General features: G+C 73.3%; 19 protein-coding genes and 2 pseudogenes. 13 read left to right on the forward strand and 8 right to left on the reverse strand.

The window, feature by feature from the left end; translation table 11 throughout:
- The first annotated feature begins 223 nt into the window (after window positions 1–223).
- Window positions 224–679 carry an EF-hand domain-containing protein gene (locus ACLBYE_RS23470; protein ID WP_447696014.1) on the forward strand — a complete coding sequence of 152 codons (456 nt, stop codon included), beginning with the start codon at window positions 224–226 and terminating at the stop codon, window positions 677–679.
- Window positions 680–858: 179 nt separating this feature from the next.
- A complete protein-coding gene (locus tag ACLBYE_RS23475) occupies window positions 859–1,368 on the forward strand; it encodes a hypothetical protein (protein ID WP_042672382.1) in 510 nt (169 codons plus the stop codon).
- 171 nt (window positions 1,369–1,539) lie between these two features.
- On the opposite strand, the gene ACLBYE_RS23480 is transcribed toward ACLBYE_RS23475, so the two are convergent.
- Window positions 1,540–2,370 carry a pyruvate, water dikinase regulatory protein gene (locus ACLBYE_RS23480; RefSeq protein ID WP_012321220.1) on the reverse strand — a complete coding sequence of 277 codons (831 nt, stop codon included), beginning with the start codon at window positions 2,368–2,370 and terminating at the stop codon, window positions 1,540–1,542.
- A gap of 499 nt (window positions 2,371–2,869) precedes the next feature.
- On the opposite strand from ACLBYE_RS23480, the gene ACLBYE_RS23485 reads away from it, so the two are divergent.
- From ACLBYE_RS23485 to ACLBYE_RS23495, 3 genes are all read left to right on the forward strand, one after another.
- Window positions 2,870–4,039, forward strand: coding sequence for a uroporphyrinogen decarboxylase (locus ACLBYE_RS23485; RefSeq protein WP_447696015.1), 1,170 nt, complete (start codon window positions 2,870–2,872; stop codon window positions 4,037–4,039).
- Window positions 4,040–4,047: 8 nt separating this feature from the next.
- Complete coding sequence (gene hemJ / locus ACLBYE_RS23490) at window positions 4,048–4,479, forward strand: protoporphyrinogen oxidase HemJ (RefSeq protein ID WP_447696016.1); 432 nt, start codon at window positions 4,048–4,050, stop codon at window positions 4,477–4,479.
- A 65-nt stretch (window positions 4,480–4,544) separates the two neighbouring features.
- A complete protein-coding gene (locus ACLBYE_RS23495) occupies window positions 4,545–4,910 on the forward strand; it encodes a lysozyme inhibitor LprI family protein (RefSeq protein WP_020094049.1) in 366 nt (121 codons plus the stop codon).
- A gap of 10 nt (window positions 4,911–4,920) precedes the next feature.
- Here the strand turns inward: ACLBYE_RS23495 and ACLBYE_RS23500 are convergent, their stop codons facing one another.
- From ACLBYE_RS23500 to ACLBYE_RS23530, 7 genes and pseudogenes are all read right to left on the reverse strand, one after another.
- Window positions 4,921–5,667: an aspartate/glutamate racemase family protein gene (locus tag ACLBYE_RS23500; protein WP_447696027.1), complete on the reverse strand. Its 747-nt coding sequence runs from the start codon at window positions 5,665–5,667 to the stop codon at window positions 4,921–4,923.
- A gap of 225 nt (window positions 5,668–5,892) precedes the next feature.
- Window positions 5,893–6,732 (reverse strand): annotated as a pseudogene (locus tag ACLBYE_RS23505) (LysR family transcriptional regulator); the annotation flags it as partial.
- Window positions 6,733–6,744: 12 nt separating this feature from the next.
- Window positions 6,745–7,737, reverse strand: a complete 993-nt coding sequence (gene hisG / locus ACLBYE_RS23510) for an ATP phosphoribosyltransferase (protein WP_447696017.1) — start codon at window positions 7,735–7,737, stop codon at window positions 6,745–6,747.
- Entirely contained in the window at window positions 7,734–8,876 is a 1,143-nt protein-coding gene (locus ACLBYE_RS23515; RefSeq protein ID WP_447696018.1) for an ATP phosphoribosyltransferase regulatory subunit, read from the reverse strand. Before ACLBYE_RS23515 ends, hisG begins: the two co-directional genes overlap by 4 nt.
- Window positions 8,877–9,050: 174 nt before the next feature.
- Window positions 9,051–9,293, reverse strand: coding sequence for a hypothetical protein (locus tag ACLBYE_RS23520; RefSeq protein ID WP_447696019.1), 243 nt, complete (start codon window positions 9,291–9,293; stop codon window positions 9,051–9,053).
- 92 nt (window positions 9,294–9,385) lie between these two features.
- Window positions 9,386–10,936: a histidine--tRNA ligase gene (gene hisS, locus ACLBYE_RS23525; protein WP_447696020.1), complete on the reverse strand. Its 1,551-nt coding sequence runs from the start codon at window positions 10,934–10,936 to the stop codon at window positions 9,386–9,388.
- Between the two features lie 329 nt (window positions 10,937–11,265).
- The gene (locus ACLBYE_RS23530; protein WP_056533629.1) at window positions 11,266–11,769 is read right to left on the reverse strand and encodes a DUF3429 domain-containing protein; all 504 of its coding nucleotides are present in this window, start codon (window positions 11,767–11,769) and stop codon (window positions 11,266–11,268) included.
- A 448-nt stretch (window positions 11,770–12,217) separates the two neighbouring features.
- On the opposite strand from ACLBYE_RS23530, the gene rho reads away from it, so the two are divergent.
- From rho to ACLBYE_RS23570, 8 genes and pseudogenes are all read left to right on the forward strand, one after another.
- A complete protein-coding gene (gene rho / locus ACLBYE_RS23535) occupies window positions 12,218–13,570 on the forward strand; it encodes a transcription termination factor Rho (protein ID WP_056533627.1) in 1,353 nt (450 codons plus the stop codon).
- 377 nt (window positions 13,571–13,947) lie between these two features.
- A complete protein-coding gene (locus ACLBYE_RS23540; protein ID WP_447696021.1) occupies window positions 13,948–14,559 on the forward strand; it encodes a Maf family protein in 612 nt (203 codons plus the stop codon).
- A 12-nt stretch (window positions 14,560–14,571) separates the two neighbouring features.
- Entirely contained in the window at window positions 14,572–15,567 is a 996-nt protein-coding gene (locus ACLBYE_RS23545; RefSeq protein ID WP_447696022.1) for a cation diffusion facilitator family transporter, read from the forward strand.
- Entirely contained in the window at window positions 15,564–16,406 is an 843-nt protein-coding gene (locus tag ACLBYE_RS23550) for a shikimate dehydrogenase (RefSeq protein ID WP_447696023.1), read from the forward strand. The genes ACLBYE_RS23545 and ACLBYE_RS23550 overlap by 4 nt, the downstream gene beginning before the upstream one ends.
- The gene (coaE, locus tag ACLBYE_RS23555; RefSeq protein WP_447696024.1) at window positions 16,403–17,041 is read left to right on the forward strand and encodes a dephospho-CoA kinase; all 639 of its coding nucleotides are present in this window, start codon (window positions 16,403–16,405) and stop codon (window positions 17,039–17,041) included. Before ACLBYE_RS23550 ends, coaE begins: the two co-directional genes overlap by 4 nt.
- Before the next feature lie 65 nt (window positions 17,042–17,106).
- Window positions 17,107–17,334, forward strand: coding sequence for a hypothetical protein (locus ACLBYE_RS23560; protein WP_447696025.1), 228 nt, complete (start codon window positions 17,107–17,109; stop codon window positions 17,332–17,334).
- Window positions 17,335–17,462: 128 nt separating this feature from the next.
- Window positions 17,463–18,188, forward strand: coding sequence for a DNA polymerase III subunit epsilon (gene dnaQ / locus ACLBYE_RS23565; RefSeq protein ID WP_447696026.1), 726 nt, complete (start codon window positions 17,463–17,465; stop codon window positions 18,186–18,188).
- Between the two features lie 223 nt (window positions 18,189–18,411).
- A pseudogene (locus tag ACLBYE_RS23570) lies at window positions 18,412–18,687 on the forward strand (esterase); the annotation flags it as partial.

The raw sequence follows: 18,687 nt of genomic DNA on the forward strand, positions 1-18,687 counted from the left end.
CGGCGCGGCGGGCGCCCCGGTCCCGGATCTCAGGGCCCTGGCCCGGACCCTGTCGCGCGCCGCGCCGGGGGGAGCCGCGGCCCCCGCGGCGGACCGGCTCGCACCGCTCGACGGCCCGGTCCGCTGAGCGCGGCGCGGCTCCGCATCTCGTGAAGGCGGGCGCGGGAACGCGAGCCGAGACCGGGATTTGGGCTGCCGCAACCGCCCGGCACCGGAGATCCCCATGCCCGCGAACCCGCACAGATCCGTCCGCGCCGCCACGGGCGCCCCGACCGTCGCCCTCGCCACCGCCCTCGTGACCCTCCTGGTCCTGCCGGCCGCGCTGCCGTCGGCGGCGCTCGCCCGGTCCTCCGGCACCGAGCGCACGCTGAAGATGGTCGACACCGACCACGACGGCACGATCGACCTGGCCGAGGCCCAGGCCGCCGCCGGCAAGGTCTTCGACGCCGCCGAGACCGACAAGGACGGCACCGTCGACGCCAGGGAGCTGAAGGGCCGGCTCAGCAAGAAGGACCTGAAGACCGCCGACACCGATTCCGACGGCACCCTCGACCGTAAGGAATACCTCGCCCTGGTCGCGCAGCGCTTCAAGGCGGCCGATCCCGACAACGACGGCACCCTCGACGCCGAGGAGCTCAAGACTCCGGCCGGACGGAGCCTCCTTCAGCTCCTGAAGTAAGCGCGCCTCCCGGACCTGCCGCCGTTGCACAGTTCATGAGCAAGTATTATTCCTGTGCAACGGCTCACGTTCTGAGCAGGCATCAATATTTTGCACTATCTTGCGTCATCTGAATTGGCCTCGTAGGTTTCGGTTATCCGAGCGGTAAAGCATCGGGTGAACCACCAGGGAGGAGCGCGATGGCACGCGCCAACGAGGTCAAGGACAGGTTCCGCGCGCGGCTGCAGGCGGCCGACGAGCGCAGCAACGACTTCCGGCGGAAGCTGCTCGAGGACGGGTCCCGGGCGCTCCAGCCCGTCATGGGCGTGCTGAACCTGATGGCCGAGGTCCTCAACGAGGAGGACAACGTCCACGGCAGCATCACCGGCCTCGAGGCGAAGATCGATCAGGACAACTTCATCAGCCTGTGCGCGCAGCTGCGCGGCACCGAGTCCGAGCAGAAGATCAAGATCAAGTACGGTCCGGAACTCGGCGGCAGCAACTACATCTCGGTCTCGGGCCTGAACCAGCGCTACAACGAGCGCCTCGTGCCGGGGGCGGCGAGCTGCTCCATCGGCCGGACGGTCGGCAGCGACATCCAGCTCGACGAGCACCGGGGCGACGAGCTGGCCGAAGTAGTCCGCGAGGTCGTCGAGGACTTCTACGCGGCCCAGATCGAGCAGCGCAGCCACTTCGCCTACGCGCGCTGACGCCAGCGGCTCCGCGGACCGATCCGCGCGCCGCCGGCATCCGCCGGCCCGCCCCCGGCCTCGGGGGACGGCCGGGCCCCGCCGGAGGGCCGCGCCCTTCGGGGGGCCCGCCCCCGGCCTCGGGGGACGGCCGGACCCCGCCGAAGGGCCGAGCCCTTCGGAGGCCCCGCCTCAGTCGGCGATGAACTTCAGCCGGTGGTCGCGGTAGAGGTCGACGATCGCCGCGGCGGTCTCCTCGATCGACCGGCGGGTGACGTCGATCGTCGGCCAGCGGTTCTTGGTGAACAGCCGGCGGGACATCGTGATCTCGTCCGCCACCGCCGAGCGGTCGACGTAGAGGGACGATTCGTCGGCGTTGAGGCTCGACAGCCGGTTCTGCCGGATCTGCACGATGCGCTCCGGCGACGCGAACAGGCCGACCACGAGGGGCTTGCGGGCCCGCTCGATCGCCGGCGGCAGCGGCATGCCCGGCACCAGCGGCAGGTTGGTGGTCTTGAGCCCGCGATTGGCGAGGTAGATCGAGGTCGGCGTCTTCGACGTCCGGCTGACGCCGAGCAGGATCACGTCGGCCTCCTCCAGATCGTCCGGCAGGTTGCCGTCGTCGTGGGCCAGCGTGAAGTTCATCGCGTCGATGCGCTTGAAGTACTCCGCGTTCAGCATGTGCTGGGCGCCGGGCCGCGCCGTGGTCTCGGCGCCGAGATACGCGCGCAGCAGGTCGTGGACCGGCCGCAGCACCGACAGGCAGGGCGAGCCGGTCTCCCGAGCGACCTCCTCCAGCCGCTCGCCGAGGTCGCCTCCCACCAGCGTGTAGAGGACGAGGCCCGGCGCGGCCCGGATCTCCGAGATCACCCGGTCGAGCTGCGCGGCCGAGCGCACCAGCGGGTAGACGTGCTCGATCGCCGACACGCCCTCGTACTGGGCGGCGGCCGCGCGCCCGACATTGATCAGCGTCTCGCCGGTGGAGTCGGAGACGAGGTGGAGGTGGAAGTAGCTGCGGCCCATTCCGATCGCCTCTGCGGTCGACCTCTCGGCCGACTGTGCGGTCGCCTCGCGCGGCGCCCACGTTGTCCACCGCCGGCCGCCAGGGGAGTCGATGAGTGTGGATAGGATGCCCCGCCGGGCCGGTCCAGGGCGATCCCGGTGCGCGCTGTCGACTCCGCCGTTCACAGGCAGATGATCGGGACGCGCCGAATCCGGCTCTCTGGACGAATCGGTCGCGAATCCGGCGCCCGTACACGACTCGGCGTTGCCAAGGCGCTGTCGGACCATCCGGTTCTCGCAAGTTGGCGGAAATCCTTTAAAGCCCCGTTAACGGCGCGGCGGCGGGGACCGCCTGTGGACGCTTTTGTGCCCCCGAGATTCGGCCCCCCAGAAGAAAAAACAGACTCCAAGATTCTCTCTTATCTTTTCGAAGGGGCCTGTGTGGGGATCGGCGCGCCTCGACTCGACAGGACGCCCGCCGACGGGCATGCGGGGTGAGGGATACGGGATGGGAGCGACCATGACGGGGACGGAGCGCGAGCCCGGGCAGACGACGTCGGGCACGACGTCCGAGCGCAAGGTGCTGCGGGTCCTCGAGGGCGAGGCGATCGGTCCGCCCCCCGCCTGGATGATGCGCCAGGCCGGGCGCTACCTGCCGGAGTACCGGGCGACCCGGGCCGAGGCCGGCTCGTTCCTCGACCTCTGCTACAGCCCGGACTTCGCCGTCGAGGTGACGCTCCAGCCCATCCGGCGCTTCGGCTTCGACGCGGCGATCCTGTTCTCCGACATCCTGGTCGTCCCCCACGCGCTCGGCCAGGACGTGCGCTTCGTCGAGGGCGAGGGACCCCGCCTCGACCCGCTGGACGGTCGGGACGCGTTCGCGCGCCTGCGCGAGGCCGGCGACCCGGCGATCATGACCCACCTCGCGCCGGTCTTCGAGACGGTGACACGGCTGCGGGCCGAATTGCCGGGCGAGACCACGCTGCTCGGCTTCTGCGGCGCTCCCTGGACGGTGGCGAGCTACATGATCGGCGGCCGCGGCACGCCGGACCTCGCCCCCGCGCGGGCCCTGGCCGAGGGCGACACCGCCCTGGTCGACACCCTGATCGACCGCCTCGTCGCCGTGCAGACCGACTACCTCGTGCGCCAGCTCGAGGCCGGCGCCGACGCGGTGCAGATCTTCGAGTCCCACGCCGGCACCCTGCCGCGCGCCGTGCCGGCCTCCGGCGGCGGCGCCGTCGAGCCCGTGGGCGACGTATCCGAGAGCGCCCTGCCGGATGCACCCGCCTCCGATGCCCTCACCCGCTGGTCGCTGCGGCCGATCGCCCGGATGGTGGCGGGCGTCCGCGCCCGGGTGCCGGGGGCGAAGATCATCGTGTTCGCCCGCGGCTCGGGCCTCGACGGCCACGCCCGGGTGGTGCCGGAGACCGGCGCCGACGCCGTCGGCGTCGACTGGGGCGTGGACCTGAAGGCCCTGCGGCAGACGGTGCCGGCCGCGACGGTGACGCAGGGCAACCTGCATCCCGACACGCTGATCGCGGGCGGCGCGGCCCTCGATGCCGCCGTGGACGCGGTGCGCGAGGCGACCGCCGGCCTGCCGCACATCTTCAATCTCGGCCACGGCATCACGCCGCAGACGCCGGTGGCCCATGTCGAGCGGATGCTCGCGCGGCTGCGCGGACAGGGCTGAGGCCGCGCGTGCTGTACGACTGGATCAAGGCCCTCCACGTCATCAGCCTGATCGCCTGGATGGCCGGGATGCTCTACCTGCCCCGGCTGTTCGTCTACCACGCGAGCCTGCCGCCCGGCGCGGAGGCGCAGTCCGCGACCTTCAAGGTGATGGAGCGCCGCCTGCTCAAGGCGATCATGAACCCCGCCATGATCGCCACCTGGGTGTTCGGGCTGGCGCTCGCCTGGATGAGCGGCTTCTACGCGAGCGTCTGGCTGCAGGCGAAGTTCGCGCTGGTGCTCGCGATGTCGGGCATCCACGGCTGGCTCGCCCGCATGGTCAAGGAGTTCGCCGCCGACCGGAACACCCGCGGGCACAAGTTCTACCGGGTGCTCAACGAGGTGCCGACGCTGCTGATGATCGGCATCGTCATCCTGGCGATCGTCAAGCCGGGCCTCTGATCCCGCGATCCCGCGATCCTGTGATCCCGGCCGGAGCCTTTCCGCGGCCGGCCCGTTGGGAGGCCATGTCGAAGCCTCTCGTCCTCGCCCTCGCGCTGGCCGCCCTCGCGGGCCCGGTCGCCGGCGCGATCACCGCGTCCCCCGCCCGGGCCGCGAGCTTCCCGTGCGACAGGGCCGAGGCCCCCGACGAGAAGGCGATCTGCGCCCATCTCCCCCTCAACGACCGGGACGTCGAGATGGCGACCCGGTTCGAGATCCTGAAGAGCGTGCTGCCGATGGGCGGCCAGGCCAAGCTGCGCGACGACCAGGAGGCGTGGCTGACGGAGCGTCGCGCCTGCGGCGGCGACGTCGGCTGCCTCACGGCCGCCTACGACGCCCGTCTGAAGGTCCTGCGCGGGGTCCTGGCGGAGTTCGCCAAGCAGGGCCCGTGAGGTCCTGCGCTCAGGCCGCGCGCGGCAGGGCCGCGGCGTCGACGCGGCAATCCGGCCGGCACGCCGCCACGCAGGCGCGCGCCAGCGCCTCGGTGGCGTCGACCAGCAGGCCCGACGGGTCGCTCCCGGCGAGCGCGAGCGGGATCTCCGTGCAGGCCATCACCACCCGGTCGCAGCCGGCCTCGGTCAGCGCCCGGACCTGCGCCTCCAGCAGCGGCGTCGCCTCGGCCACCCGGTGCGCCTTCACCAGCCGGATCGCCGACGTCACCGCGGCCTGACCCGCCGCATCGGGCGCGCGGCACGCGAGCCCGTGCCGCGCCAGCCGCTCCGGGTAGAGCCCGGACCGCAGGGTGCCGTCGGTGGCGAGCAGGCCGATCCGGCCGCCGCTCCCGCTCCCGGTCCGCGCCAGGGTCTCGGCCAGGGTCTCGGCCAGGGTCTCGGCCACCGCGTCGACGATGTGGAGGATCGGCAGGGCGGTCGCGGCCTGCAGCGCCGCGTGCCAGTGATGGGCGGTGTTGCAGGGGATCGCGATCCGGGTGGCGCCGCCGGCCTCGAGGCGCGCCAGGGCGGCGCGGAGCGCCGGCAGCGGGTCCGGGCCGGCGCCCAGGATCGCGTCGGCGCGGTCGGGGATGTCGACGGCCGAGCAGACCAGGGTCGGGATGTGGTCCTGGTCGCGCCCCGCGGGAGTCGCCCGCACGAGCTTGGCCAGGAAGTCCACCGTGGCCATCGGGCCCATCCCGCCGAGTACACCGAGCATCGCCGCCTCCGATCGTCGCGGCCGCCGTGATGGGCCGCGGCGGGGCGGGAATCCAATGCCGTGTCGGCACCGGCCATGCCGATCCGGCACCGGGCGCGCGGCGACGCCTAGGGTTCGGCCGCCAGGGCGGCGGGCGCGGCCCCGGCCCCCGCCGCCCCCCCCCCCCCCCCGGCCCCGCGGGAGGGCGCCCGGCCCCGGGGCGGGGGCGGCCCCTGGGGGTCGCCCCGCCGGGGCGGCGGCCGCGGCCCAGACCGCCGCGACCGCGCCGCCGCGCCCGGCCCTGCGGTAGAGCCGGATCTCCAGCGGCGTGCCCGGTCCCGCCGCCACGAGGCTGCCGTCGGCGAGCTCGCGGGCGACGAGGCTCTCGGGCAGCCACGCGCGGCCGTGGCCCGCGAGGACCATGAACTTCAGGGCCTCCGCCATGGCGTTCTCGTTGACATGGGCGGCCGCCGCCCCGTCACCGGCGACTGCCGCGACCCGGCCCAGGAACGAGTCCCGGGGATAGCCGAGCCCGGGCCGGTCCGCGGCCGGCCCCGGCCGGTGAACCGGCACGAGGCTGTCCCGGCCGATGGCGAGGTGCGGGAAGGCGGCCGGGTCGAGGGGGATCGGCACAAGGGGATGGTGGTAGGTCAGCAGCAGGTCGTAGCCGCCCTCGGCCAGCGCCTGCACGCAGCCGTGGAAATCGTCCGGCAGCAGCCGGCTGCCGAGGGGGCCGGTGCGGGCCTCGACGTCCCGGAACCAGCGCGGGAAGACCGTCAGCGCCAGGGTGTGGAGCGCCGCCACCGACACGGTCCGCGGCGGCGGCCGGATCCGGGCCCGGAGCGCGTCGCGGCTGCCGTGGAGCCGCCGCACGGTCTCCTCGGCGGTCTCCAGGAACAGCCGGCCCTCAGGCGTCAGGGCGGTCGGGTAGGTGCTGCGGTCGACCAGCGCGACGCCGAGCCAGCCCTCCAGCGCCCGGATCCGGCGGCCGAAGGCCGGCTGGGTGACGTGGCGCTCGACCGCCGAGCGCGAGAAGCTGCCGGTGCGCGCGAGGCTCAGGAAGTCCTCGAGCCATTTCAGCTCCATCGCGCGGCGGTCTCAGAGCCGCGCCAGGAGCCGCTCCGCCAGCGAGTTCTCGGCCGCGAAGGCGTAGTCGACCCGCCGCACCGTGACGGCCCGCGCGCCGGCCTCGACCAGGGCGCCGGCGAGGTCGAACACCGCGGCCTCCCGGCAGCGCAGGACGATCTCGCCCTCCGGACCCTTCGGTGCGCCGTAGGGCAGCTCGGCCTCGTGCAGGCCCGCGATCGTGGCGAGGTCGATCGTGCCGTTCTCCGGCAGGGCGGCGCGCACCTCGCGGGTGGTCCGGGCGCGCTCCTCGGCGGCGATGCGGCCGAGCACCGTGCGGAGCGCCGCCCGCTGGCCCTCGCCCCAGGGCGCCTTCAGCGAGGCGACGAGATTGGCCTCCGAGCGCAGGATGATGCCGTCGTCCAGCACCTTCAGGGCGTTGGCCGAGAGCGTCGCGCCCGTGGTGGTGATGTCGACCACGATCTCGGCCGAGCCCGCCGCCGGCGCCCCCTCGGTGGCGCCCAGGCTCTCGACGATCCGGTAATCGGCGACGCCCTTCTCGGCGAAGAAGCGGCGGGTCAGGTTCACGTACTTGGTCGCGACCCGCAGGCGCCGGCCGTGGCGGGTCCGCATGCCGGCCGCGACCTCGTCGAGGTCGGACATGTCGCGCACGTCGATCCAGGCCTGGGGCACGGCCACCACCACGGTGGCGTTGCCGAAGCCGAGCGGCGTCAGCAGCTCGACCTGGCCGCGCACGTCCGGCAGGGTCTCGCGGATCAGGTCCTCGCCGGTGACGCCGAGATGGGCGGCGCCGGAGGCGAGCTGCGCGGCGATCTCGGAGGCCGAGAGGTAGCGCACCTCGACGTCGGGCACGCCCAGGAGCTTGCCCCGGTAGTCGCGGGCGCCCGCGCCTTGAGCGAGCTTCAGCCCGGCCCGGCCGAAGAACGCGCTGGCATTCTCCTGCAGGCGGCCCTTGGACGGGACGGCGAGGATCAGCGGCATGGCGGCCGCGTCCGAGGCACTCATCGGCCGGCTCCCGCCACGCGCTCGATCCAGAAGGTGCATCCCACCGCCGGCAACGGCGCCGGGCTGCCGAGATGGCCGAGCAGGCCGTCGTAGCGGCCGCCGCCGACCAGGGTCGGGCCGTCCCGCTCGGTCACCTCGAAGATGAAGCCGGTGTAGTAGTCGAGGTTGCGGGCGAAGCCGCCCTGGAAGCGGAAGCGCTCGATCGGCAGGCCGCGGGCCGCGATGAAGCCGGTGCGTTCCTCGAACAGGTCGAGGGCGGCCGCGAGCGCGTCGTGCCGCAGGCCCGCGTCGGCGACGAGCGCCCGCAGGTCGCGGGCGGCGGCGTCCGGATGGCCGGCGATCGCCCGGTAGCGGTCGAGGAGCGCGCGGTTCTCGGCGTTGAGCCCGGCCCCGCCATGGGCCTGCGCGGCGGCCTTGGCGAGGAAGCGCTCGGCGATCTCGCCGGCGCTGCGCCCGCCCACCGCCGAGATCCCGGCGATCGCCAGGACGTCCTCCACGAAGGCGCGCACGCCCCGTGGGTCCTGGCCCTGGATCGCGGCCAGTAGGCCCGCGTGGGGATCCTCGGGACGGGTGCCCTCGGCGCCGTTGGTGACGGCGTCGAGCGAGCGCCCGGCCGCCAGAGCCCGGAGCGTCCGGCGCTTAGCCGCGGGCGGGACCGCGAGCCCGTCGAGGAGTGCCACGGTCAGGCCCATGTCGCCGAGCCGCACAGCCGGGTCGGTCCGGCCGAACAGCGCGAGGCCTTCCAGGGCGAGGCCCAGCACCTCGGCGTCGGCCGCCGGCGTGTCGGTCCGCCCGATCGACTCGATGCCGGCCTGGAAGAACTCGTCGGGCTCGTCGGCGGCGAGCCGGAAGACCGGGCCGCAATAGCTGTAATCGGCCGCCTGCCCGTCGGCCTCCGCCCGGGGCAGGCGGCAGACCGGAATGGTGAATTCGGGCCGCAGGCACAATTCGGCGCCGCCCGCGTCCTGGGTGACGAAGATCCGCCGGCGGATATCCTCGCCCGAGAGTTCGAGGAACGGCTCCAGCGGCTGCAGCACCGGCGGCGTCACCGGCCGGTAGCCCGCCGCCGCCAGATGCGCGGAGAGCCGCGCGCGCGCCGCGTCCCCCGCCCCCGTCTCGCCCGCCTCCGGTCGTGTCATCGCGATCCACCTCGCGGGGCAATCCACCTCGCGGGCGCTCTGTAGCAACCGCGACCGGACTTGGCGACACGCACCCAGGAAGCGTGGGGCCGGCGCGCCGCGCAGGACTGCGCAGACCCCGCGCCGCGGCCGGATTCCGCTACGGCATCGGTGACTGGACCGGTTCAGACCGGCTCAGAGCGGCCGGAGGCTGCCGAGGCGCGCGCCGCGCGGGCGCCGGGCCGGCTTGCGGCGGGCGAGCACGGTCAGGGCGGGCGCCCCCGCCATCCCGGCGCTCAGGATCGGCGCGCTGCCGGTCCCGGGCGTGGCCTGCGCGACGGCGCTGGGCAGCCGGCCGAGGACCGGCCGGGCGGCCCAGACGGGTCCCGCGCCGGCGCAGACCAGGCCGAAGGACAGGACGAGGATCTTCGCGCGCATCCCGACATCTCCGCGGCACCGACCGACGACAACGCCGCCGGAGCCTCTGCGTTCGACGTGCGGTTCGACTTGCGGTTCGATGCGCGAGTGTCTCAGATCTCCGTTGACGGAAAATGCCGGGCCAGCACGGCGCGGACCTGCGCCACCAGGTCGGCCTCGGGACACGAGAATTGCGCGGGCCGCGCGGCCTTCCACTCGGCGTTGCTGGCGATGGACTCGGCCGCCCGGGCGCCCTCGATCAGGTCCTTGATCTGGACCTCGCCGGCCAGGCGCTCGTTCGAGCCCTGGATCACCGCCACGGGCGCGCGGCGGCGGTCGGCGTACTTCATCTGCGCCTTCATGCCGGCGGCGCCGAGGTAGAGCTCGGCCCGGATGCCGTCGGCGCGCAGGAGCGCGACGAGCCTCTGGTAATCGGCCATGTTCTCCCGGTCGAGGACCAGCACCACCACCGGCCCGGGGGCCTCGGCGCCGGCGATCAGGGGGCTGCCCACGAGCTGGAGCGCCGAGAACAGCCGCGAGACGCCGATCGAGAAGCCGGTGGCCGGGACCGGCTCGGCCCGGAACCGACCCACGAGGCCGTCGTAGCGCCCGCCGCCCGCCACCGAGCCGAAGCGCACGGTCTGGCCGTCCTCGTTGGTGACCGGGAAGGTCAGCTCGGCCTCGTAGACCGGGCCGGTATAGTACTCGAGGCCGCGCACCACGCTCGGATCGGCCCGGATCACGTCGTGGCCGTAGCCGGCGGCGGCGCAGAGGCGCATGATCGCGTGCAGCTCGGCGATGCCCTCGCGGCCGGTCTCCGAATCGCCGACCGCCTCGTGCCAGCCGGCGAAGAACTTCTCCCAGAACGCCACCTTGTCGGCGCCGTCGCCGGCATCGGCCTGGAACGATACGTAGGCGAGGATCCGGCCGATCGCCGTGGCGTCGAGGCCCGCGCCCTTGGTGAAGTCGCCGCTCTCGTCCTTGCGGCCGCCGCCGAGCAGGTCGCGCACCCCGTCGACGCCCAGCCGGTCGAGCTTGTCGATCGCCCGCAGCACGGTGAGGCGCTGGCCGGCCTTGTCGGGGCCGGCGAGCCCGATCGCCTCCATGACGCCGTCGAGCACCTTCCGGTTGTTGACCTTGACCACGTACTGGCCGCCGAGCCCGAGGCGGTTCAGCGTGTCGGCCATCAGCATGCAGGTCTCGGCATCGGCCGCGACGCTGCCGGCGCCGACGATGTCGGCGTCGAACTGCATGAACTGGCGGAAGCGGCCCGGCCCCGGCTTCTCGTTGCGGAAGACGTAGCCGGCCCGGTAGCTCCGGTAGGGCTTGGGCAGCCCGTCGTAGTTCTCGGCCACGAACCGGGCCAGCGGCGCCGTCAGGTCGTAGCGGAGCGACAGCCACGCCTCGTCGTCGTCCTGGAACGAGAACACGCCGGCGTTCGGGCGGTCGAGGTCGGGCAGGAACTTGCCCAGGGCCTCGGTGTACTCGACGAACGGCGTCTCCAGGGCCTCGAACCCGTATAGCTCGAAGCTCCTGCGGATCGTCTCCAGCATCCGGCCCTGCGCGGCGATCTCGCCGGCGCGGCGGTCGACGAAGCCGCGCGGCAGGCGGGGCTTCAGGGTCTCGGCCTTCGGGGTGACGGGCGGGGTGTCGGGCTTGGACATGGGCGCATTCGCTTCTCGCGGACCCGAGTCCTGGGTCCCGCATCGAATCTTCGATCGTCTCCGGCGGGCGGAGATCCTGCGGCCGGGCTCTAGAGCATGCCGGGCGAAAGGGGAATTCGGTTCGCGGGCGCTCTGGCTGCCCGACCCTCCGGCGGTGTCGTCCTTGCGAGCGGAGCGAAGCGATCCAGTCAGAGCCACGCTTGTCGAGGTCGCGCCGCCCTGGGTCACGTCGCTGCGCTCGTGATGACGGAGAGGGCGCATCAACCGGAGCGGCGGAGCGAAGCGGAAGCCGGTTCGGCACAGGGCGCGGTTCACCCAGACCAGAGACCTCAGTACGGCGCGGTCAGCTTCAGCCAGAGCAGGGCCGCGAGGCTCACCACGGCGATCGGCATCTGCAGCGGGCGCAGGCGGGCATGCGACAGCGGCACCTCGCCGGCGCGCGCCGCGATCGGGTCGAGGATCCCGATGGCCGCGTAGCCGAGGATCAGCATCGCGAGGGCCGGCACCGCCTTGCCCATCACCGCCGCGAACAGGCTGCCCAGCCCGAGGCCGTAGAGGACCAGCATGGTGACGATCTGCGACACCTGCGGGCCGCCCTCGGTCCGGAAGCTGACGCCGCGGCGCACGCCGGCCAGGAACAGCAGGATCGAGGCGGCGTAGAGCAGGGTGAACAGCGCCACGAGGTAGTCGAGGGGCTTGCCGTTCAGCCACCACGTCACGGCGGTGCCGACGGCGATCGGCAGCATCGGGCCGAAGCCGAAGACGATCTCGAGCCAGGGGATCCGGCGCGGCTCGTGCGTGGTGAGGGTGCGTCCGGTGGCGTCGTCGCGCATGGCGGTCTGGGGGAACTCTCGATTCGACGGTCTGCTGCGCCGCAGCACCGGGACAGGGAACGGCCGCGCCCCGGCCCGGTTCCGAAACCCGGGTCCGGGCTCGGTTCGACGCGGCCCGTGTAGCGCCGCCGCGGCGCGCCGGCGAGGCCCCGCCGGTTCGTGAACGCGTCACCCGGTCGCCGGCGTCGCCGTCGGCGTCCAGGGCCAATGTCCGGGCCCTTGTCCGGGCCCTTGAGTGCGGGCGAGAAAGGCGTTATCTGTGTGGGGCCCTCATCACAAGGTCTGCGCCGCAGCGCGCCCGTGAGCCGCGAGGGTCCTGCCTCATCGGTTTCGCCAACCTGACCCCGGGCCCCTCGCCGCAGCGCGGCCCGCTCTCCGGTGCCCATCCCCCGGGCACTTGGCACTGAACCGGCCCTCCCACCACCTCCGTCGGTTGCAAGATACCCCCATGACGCCAAATCCCGACGCCCTCGCCGACGATATCGAGACCGCGGAGCCGGCCGACGCGCCGACCATGCCCGCCGCCCTCGAGGGCGTCCGCGAGGTCAAGCTCCAGGACCTCAAGTCGAAGACGCCGACCGACCTCACGGCCTTCGCCGAGGAGGTCGAGGTCGAGAACGCCTCGACCATGCGCAAGCAGGAGTTGATGTTCGCCATCCTGAAGCAGCTCGCTGCCAAGGAGGTCGAGATCATCGGCTCGGGCACCGTCGAGGTGCTGCAGGACGGCTTCGGCTTCCTGCGCTCCTCCGACTCGAACTACCTGCCCGGCCCGGACGACATCTACATCTCGCCGACCCAGATCCGCCGCTTCGGCCTGCGGACCGGCGACACCGTCGAGGGCCCGATCCGCGGCCCCAAGGACGGCGAGCGCTACTTCGCGCTCCTCAAGGTCAACACGATCAACTTCGAGAACCCGGAGAAGATCAAGCACAAGGTCCACTTCGACAACCTGACGCCGCTCTTCCCGACGAAGCGGTTCAAGCTCGAGCTGGACAACCCGACCAAGAAGGATTTCTCGCCGCGGATCATCGACATCGTGGCGCCGATCGGCAAGGGCCAGCGCGCCCTGATCGTGGCGCCGCCGCGCACGGGTAAGACCGTGCTGATGCAGAACATCGCGCAGTCGATCACCCTGAACCATCCCGAGTGCTACCTGATCGTGCTGCTCATCGACGAGCGGCCCGAGGAGGTCACCGACATGCAGCGCTCGGTGAAGGGTGAGGTCATCGCCTCGACCTTCGACGAGCCCGCCACCCGCCACGTGCAGGTCGCCGAGATGGTGATCGAGAAGGCCAAGCGCCTCGTGGAGCACGGGCGCGACGTCGTGATCCTGCTGGATTCCATCACGCGCCTCGGCCGCGCCTACAACACGGTGGTGCCGTCCTCCGGCAAGGTACTGACCGGCGGCGTCGACGCCAACGCCCTGCAGCGGCCCAAGCGCTTCTTCGGCGCCGCCCGCAACATCGAGGAGGGCGGCTCGCTCTCGATCATCGCCACCGCGCTGATCGACACCGGCTCGCGCATGGACGAGGTCATCTTCGAGGAGTTCAAGGGCACCGGCAATTCCGAGATCATCCTGGACCGCAAGGTCTCCGACAAGCGCATCTTCCCGGCGATCGACATCACCCGCTCGGGCACCCGCAAGGAGGAGCTGCTGGTCCCGCCGGACTCGCTCAAGAAGACCTACGTGCTGCGCCGCATCCTCAACCCGATGGGCGTCACCGACGCGATCGAGTTCCTGCTCGACAAGCTGCGCCAGACCAAGAGCAACGGCGACTTCTTCGACTCGATGAACACTTGAGGCCATCCCCGGCCGCGGGCATCGCCGCCGTCCCCGCGAGCGGAGCGATCCAGGCAGCGCCACGGTGGCAAGCCGCGCGCTGGCCTGGGTCACGTCGCTGCGCTCCGGTCCCTCAGGATCGGGGAGCAGATGGGACGGGAGTCGCGCCCGCCGCTGCGGGACGCCGCGACGCCTGTCCCGCGGCGGCACGAAACGCGATCCCGGCCCGATCGGGCCGTTGACCGTCTCCTAACCGGCCTCTGCCAAGCTTCCATCCGGGCGCCAAGTAGCGTATCGGCCCCGCGACAGCCCCGCCGGCCGGTCCATCCCGGCGGCGGGGCTCGTCGCAGCCCGGCTGCCAGGCTTGCACCGATCCCCGGATCCGTGACACTGGCGCGATGCCCCGCTCGCCCTGGACCGGTCCGGATCCGCTCCTCCTCGCCTCGACCAGCCCGACGAGGCGCCTCCTCCTGGAGAGCGCCGCCCTGCCGGTCGAGACCGCCGCCCCGGACGTCGACGAGCGCGCCCTGGAGGCGGCGAGCGCCGGCCTGTCCCCGCCCGACCTCGCCCTGCACCTCGCCCGCGCCAAGGCCGAGTCGGTGGCGGCGCGCCATCCCGGGCGGATCGTCCTCGGCGCCGATCAGGTGCTCGACCTCGACGGCACCGTGTTCCACAAGCCGGCCGACGGCGCGTCGGCCCGGGCCCAGCTCGCCCGTCTGTCCGGCCGCACCCACGCCCTTCATTCCGCCGTGGTCCTGGCCGGGGCGGTCGAGGACGCCTTCGTGGAGACCGCGCGGCTGACCCTGCGCCCCCTCGATGACCGGGCGATCGCGGCCTATGTGGACTGCGCCGGCGAGGATCGCGTGCGGGCGAGCGTCGGCGGTTACCAGCTCGAGGGGCCGGGGATCCACCTGTTCGAATCGGTCGGGGGCGATCACAGCACCGTGCTGGGCCTGCCGCTTCTGCCGCTCCTCGCGCGGCTGCGCGCCGCCGGGCTTCTGGCTTTCTGAGGGAGTACCGCCTTGGCGGGACACGACCATTCGCACGGCGGCCACGGAGGGCATTCCCGAGGCTCCCACGCCCACGGCGGTCATGCCCATGGCGGCCTCGGCGGCCACGCGCACGCGCCGAAGGATTTCGGCACGGCCTTCGCCATCGGCATCGTGCTCAACACCGCCTTCGTGGTGATCGAGGCGGCCTACGGCTATCTCAGCAACTCCATGTCGCTGGTGGCCGACGCTGGCCACAACCTCTCGGACGTGCTGGGCCTCGCGGCCGCCTGGATCGCCGCCATCCTGGTGCGCCGCCGCGCCAGCGCGCGCTTCACCTACGGCTACCGCGGCTCCTCGATCCTGGCCGCCCTGTTCAACGCCGTGTTCCTGCTCATCGCCATGGGGGCGGTGATCTGGGAGGCGCTGGTCCGGCTGATCCACCCGGAGCCCGTCGCGGGCACGACCGTGATGGTGGTGGCGGCGGTGGGAATCCTGGTCAACGGCCTGACCGCGTGGCTCTTCGCCAGCGGCGCCAAGGGGGACATCAACGTCCGCGGGGCGTTCCTCCACATGGTGGCCGACGCCGCCGTCTCGGCCGGGGTCGTGGTGGCGGGCCTCGTGATCCAGCTCACCGGCCTCGCCTGGCTCGACCCGGCGGTCAGCCTCGTCATCGCCGCCCTGGTGGTCTGGGCGACCTGGGGCCTGCTGCGCGACAGCGTGGCCATGTCCCTCGACGCCGTGCCGCCGGAGATCTCCCCGGACGCGGTGACCGGCTTCCTCCTCGAGCGGCCGGGCGTCGCCGGCCTCCACGACCTGCATATCTGGCCCATGAGCACCACCAGCGTCGCCCTGACGGTCCATCTCGTGATGCAGGAGGGACATCAGGCCCACCGCCAGCCCGGCAACGGCTTCCTCACCGAGACCGCCGAGGGCCTGCGCGACCGGTTCGGCATCGGCCACGCCACCCTCCAGGTCGAGGAGGCCGGCGGCCCGGCCTGCCGCCTCGCGCAGGACTGCGCGGCGTGAGCGGCGCCCAGCCCCGCGCCTTCGTGGTCGGCCACCCGATCGCCCACTCGCGCTCGCCGCTGATCCACGGCCACTGGCTCGCCGTGCACGGGATCCCGGGCTCCTACGAGCGGCTCGACGTGGCCCCGGAGGCCTTTCCGGACTTCGTCCGCGCCCTGCCCGCGTCCGGCTACCGGGGCGGCAACGTCACCATCCCCCACAAGGAGGCGGCCTTCGCGCTGGTGGACACGCTCACGCCGCGGGCGAGAACCATCGGGGCGGTCAACACCCTGGTGGTCGGGCCGGACGGGCGGATCCGCGGCGACAACACCGACGCGCCGGGCTTCTGCGCCCATCTCGACCACAGCCTGGGCGCGGCCTGGCCGGACGGCGGCACCGCCCTGGTGCTCGGCGCCGGCGGCGCGGCGCGGGCGATCGTGGTCGGGCTCGCCGAGCGCGGCCTGCGGCGCATCTGGGTCGCCAACCGCACCGCGGCCCGGGCCGAGGCGGTGGCCGCCCTCGCGCCGGGCGTCGGCGCGGCGCTCGCCTGGGACGACCTGCCGGCGGCGCTCCCCGGGACAGGCCTCCTCGTCAACACCACGTCCCTGGGCATGAAGGGCCAGCCGCCCCTCGTCGTCGACCTGTCGCCCCTGCCGGCGGACGCGGCCGTGGCCGACATCGTCTACGCGCCCCTGGAGACGGAACTCCTGGCGGCGGCGCGGCGGCGGGGGCTCGCCGCCGTGGACGGGCTCGGCATGCTGCTGCACCAGGCGGTGCCGGGCTTCGCGGCGTGGTTCGGCCCGCGTCCCGCCGTCACCCCCGAGCTGCGCGACCGGATCGTGGCGGACCTCGCCGGATGACCCCGAAGGCCGGATCCGGACCCGTCATCCTCGGGCTCACCGGCTCGATCGGCATGGGCAAGTCGGCCACGGCCCGGATGTTCGCGGAGCGCGGTGTCCCGGTCCACGACGCCGACGCCGCCGTCCACGCCCTCTACGGGCCGAACGGCGCGGCCGCGGCGGCGATCGGCGCGGCCTTTCCCGGCGTGCTCGGCGACCACGGCGGGGTCGACCGGGCGCGGCTGCGCGCCGCGGTGCTCGACGCGCCCGACCGGATGGCGGCGCTGGAGGCCATCGTCCATCCCCTGGTGCGCGCGGCCAGCACGGACTTCCTGGCGCGGCACGCGGCGGCGGCGCTGGTCGTCCTCGACGTCCCGCTCCTCTACGAGACCGGCGGCGAGGGCCGCTGCGACGCGGTCGCGGTGGTGAGCGCCCCGCCCGAGATCCAGCGCGAGCGGGTGCTCGCCCGCCCCGGCATGACCGAGGCGGCCCTCGCGGCGATCCTGGCCAAGCAGATGCCCGACGCCGAGAAGCGCGCCCGGGCGGATTTCGTGATCGACACGGGCCGGGGCTTCCCCGCCGCCGAGGCCGAGGTGGCGCGGATCGTCGCGCGCCTGACGGCGCACCGTGCGGAGCCGCACGCCGGCGACGGATGACACGCCCGGCGGATTGAATATCTGCGGTTGTGTTCCGACGGAACACGAACGGCAGGATGGACGTGATGGCGCGGCGCTCGGGCAGGATAGATCCGGTTCGGTCCGGCGGCGTCCGGGCCGCGGCCCTTCTCGTGCTGCCGGTCTTGCTGCTGGCGGCCGCGCCCGCGCGGGCCCAGTACGTCGCCAGCTGCCCGCCGCCGAAGAAGGTCGCGGCCGGCGCCTGCGTCACCGCCTGCCCGGGCGGCTACGAGGACCGGGGGCCGGTCTGCGTCTACCGCAACACCTCCCGCTAGGCGGGGCGGTCGACGGGCGCTCGACATTGGGTCGACGGCGATGGACGGGGACGGCCGTGCAGGGCGGGTTAACCGCCCGGGCTTATCCCGCTAGGGTCCGCCCCCATCCCCCGCGAGCCGCGAGACCCATGCTGCGCGAGATCGTCCTCGACACCGAGACCACCGGCACGGAGGCGAAGGGAGGCGACCGGCTGATCGAGATCGGCGCGGTGGAGCTCCTCAACCACATCCCCACCGGCCGGACCTTCCACCGCTACTGCAACCCGCAGCGGCCGGTCTCCGAGGGCGCGTTCAACGTCCACGGCCTGTCCGACGCGTTCCTCGCCGACAAGCCGCTCTTCGCCGAGATCGCCGGCGAGTTGCTGGCCTTCCTGGCCGACGGGCGGCTCGTGATCCACAACGCGCCCTTCGACGTCGGCTTCCTCAACATGGAATACGCCCGGCTCGGCGCGAACGCCCCGCCGCCGATCCAGCTGGAGGACGTCGTCGACACCCTGCCGATGGCCCGGCGCAAGCACCCGGGCGCGGCCAACAACCTCGACGCCCTCTGCAGCCGCTACGGCATCGACAACACCCGGCGCACCAAGCACGGGGCGCTCCTCGACGCGCAGATCCTGGCCGAGGTCTACGTCGAGCTGCTCGGCGGCAAGCAGACCAGCCTCGGCCTCCTGGAGGCCGCGACGGCCGCCCCTTTGGCCGGCTCGGCGGCCCTGGCGTCGGCGGCTCCGGCGGCGCCCCGCCCCTACCGGTCTCGCCTCACGGATGCAGAGCGTGCCCGGCACGACAGCTTCCGCGCGAGCCTCGGTCCTGCCGCGATCTGGGCCGAGTATATCGGGGCGGACGATCCGGCCTGAGCGCCGGTCCGTCCCGCTCTCCGATCCGCACGCCTGCCGCGCGCCGCCGGCTGTTGCCGCATCGCACAGGGGCGTTTATTGCAATGCACAAAACACCGTCGACGGAGCCTCTCGCGGGGTGACGGAGGCTGGCCCGCGCGCTGCCGGTGCGCTCCCCCGGGGGAGGCACGGGCGCGCCGGATCCGGCCGTGACGGAGATGCTGAGGCAGTGAGGCGCGCACGCATGACCGAGGATTTCGGCAGTCGCGACGGACAGCGCGACGACAAGACCGGCCCGTCACCCTTCGCCGACATGATCGAGGCCACCCGCCTGACCGGCCTCGGCCGGCTGGAGGAGGCGACCGCTCTCATCCAGCGCAGCCTCGGGGGGCAGAAGGCCCCGCCCGCCGATCCGTCGGCCGCGCCGCAGGCTCCCGCGCGCCGCGACGCGCCGGCCGCCGAGACGCGCAGTCCCGCGGCGGAGTCCGGGACGCGGATGCGCGAGGTGGTGGGGCAGGTC

It is taken from the genome of Methylobacterium sp. A52T (assembly GCF_053346095.1).

Bases quoted from the DNA above. Each gene is read 5' to 3' on its own strand.
- ACLBYE_RS23470 (WP_447696014.1), top strand. From the start codon at position 224: ATGCCCGCGAACCCGCACAGATCCGTCCGCGCCGCCACGGGCGCCCCG.
- ACLBYE_RS23475 (WP_042672382.1), top strand. From the start codon at position 859: ATGGCACGCGCCAACGAGGTCAAGGACAGGTTCCGCGCGCGGCTGCAG.
- ACLBYE_RS23480 (WP_012321220.1), bottom strand. From the start codon at position 2,370: ATGGGCCGCAGCTACTTCCACCTCCACCTCGTCTCCGACTCCACCGGC.
- ACLBYE_RS23485 (WP_447696015.1), top strand. From the start codon at position 2,870: ATGACGGGGACGGAGCGCGAGCCCGGGCAGACGACGTCGGGCACGACG.
- ACLBYE_RS23495 (WP_020094049.1), top strand. From the start codon at position 4,545: ATGTCGAAGCCTCTCGTCCTCGCCCTCGCGCTGGCCGCCCTCGCGGGC.
- ACLBYE_RS23500 (WP_447696027.1), bottom strand. From the start codon at position 5,667: ATGCTCGGTGTACTCGGCGGGATGGGCCCGATGGCCACGGTGGACTTC.
- hisG (WP_447696017.1), bottom strand. From the start codon at position 7,737: ATGAGTGCCTCGGACGCGGCCGCCATGCCGCTGATCCTCGCCGTCCCG.
- ACLBYE_RS23515 (WP_447696018.1), bottom strand. From the start codon at position 8,876: ATGACACGACCGGAGGCGGGCGAGACGGGGGCGGGGGACGCGGCGCGC.
- ACLBYE_RS23520 (WP_447696019.1), bottom strand. From the start codon at position 9,293: ATGCGCGCGAAGATCCTCGTCCTGTCCTTCGGCCTGGTCTGCGCCGGC.
- hisS (WP_447696020.1), bottom strand. From the start codon at position 10,936: ATGTCCAAGCCCGACACCCCGCCCGTCACCCCGAAGGCCGAGACCCTG.
- ACLBYE_RS23530 (WP_056533629.1), bottom strand. From the start codon at position 11,769: ATGCGCGACGACGCCACCGGACGCACCCTCACCACGCACGAGCCGCGC.
- rho (WP_056533627.1), top strand. From the start codon at position 12,218: ATGACGCCAAATCCCGACGCCCTCGCCGACGATATCGAGACCGCGGAG.
- ACLBYE_RS23540 (WP_447696021.1), top strand. From the start codon at position 13,948: ATGCCCCGCTCGCCCTGGACCGGTCCGGATCCGCTCCTCCTCGCCTCG.
- coaE (WP_447696024.1), top strand. From the start codon at position 16,403: ATGACCCCGAAGGCCGGATCCGGACCCGTCATCCTCGGGCTCACCGGC.
- ACLBYE_RS23560 (WP_447696025.1), top strand. From the start codon at position 17,107: ATGGCGCGGCGCTCGGGCAGGATAGATCCGGTTCGGTCCGGCGGCGTC.
- dnaQ (WP_447696026.1), top strand. From the start codon at position 17,463: ATGCTGCGCGAGATCGTCCTCGACACCGAGACCACCGGCACGGAGGCG.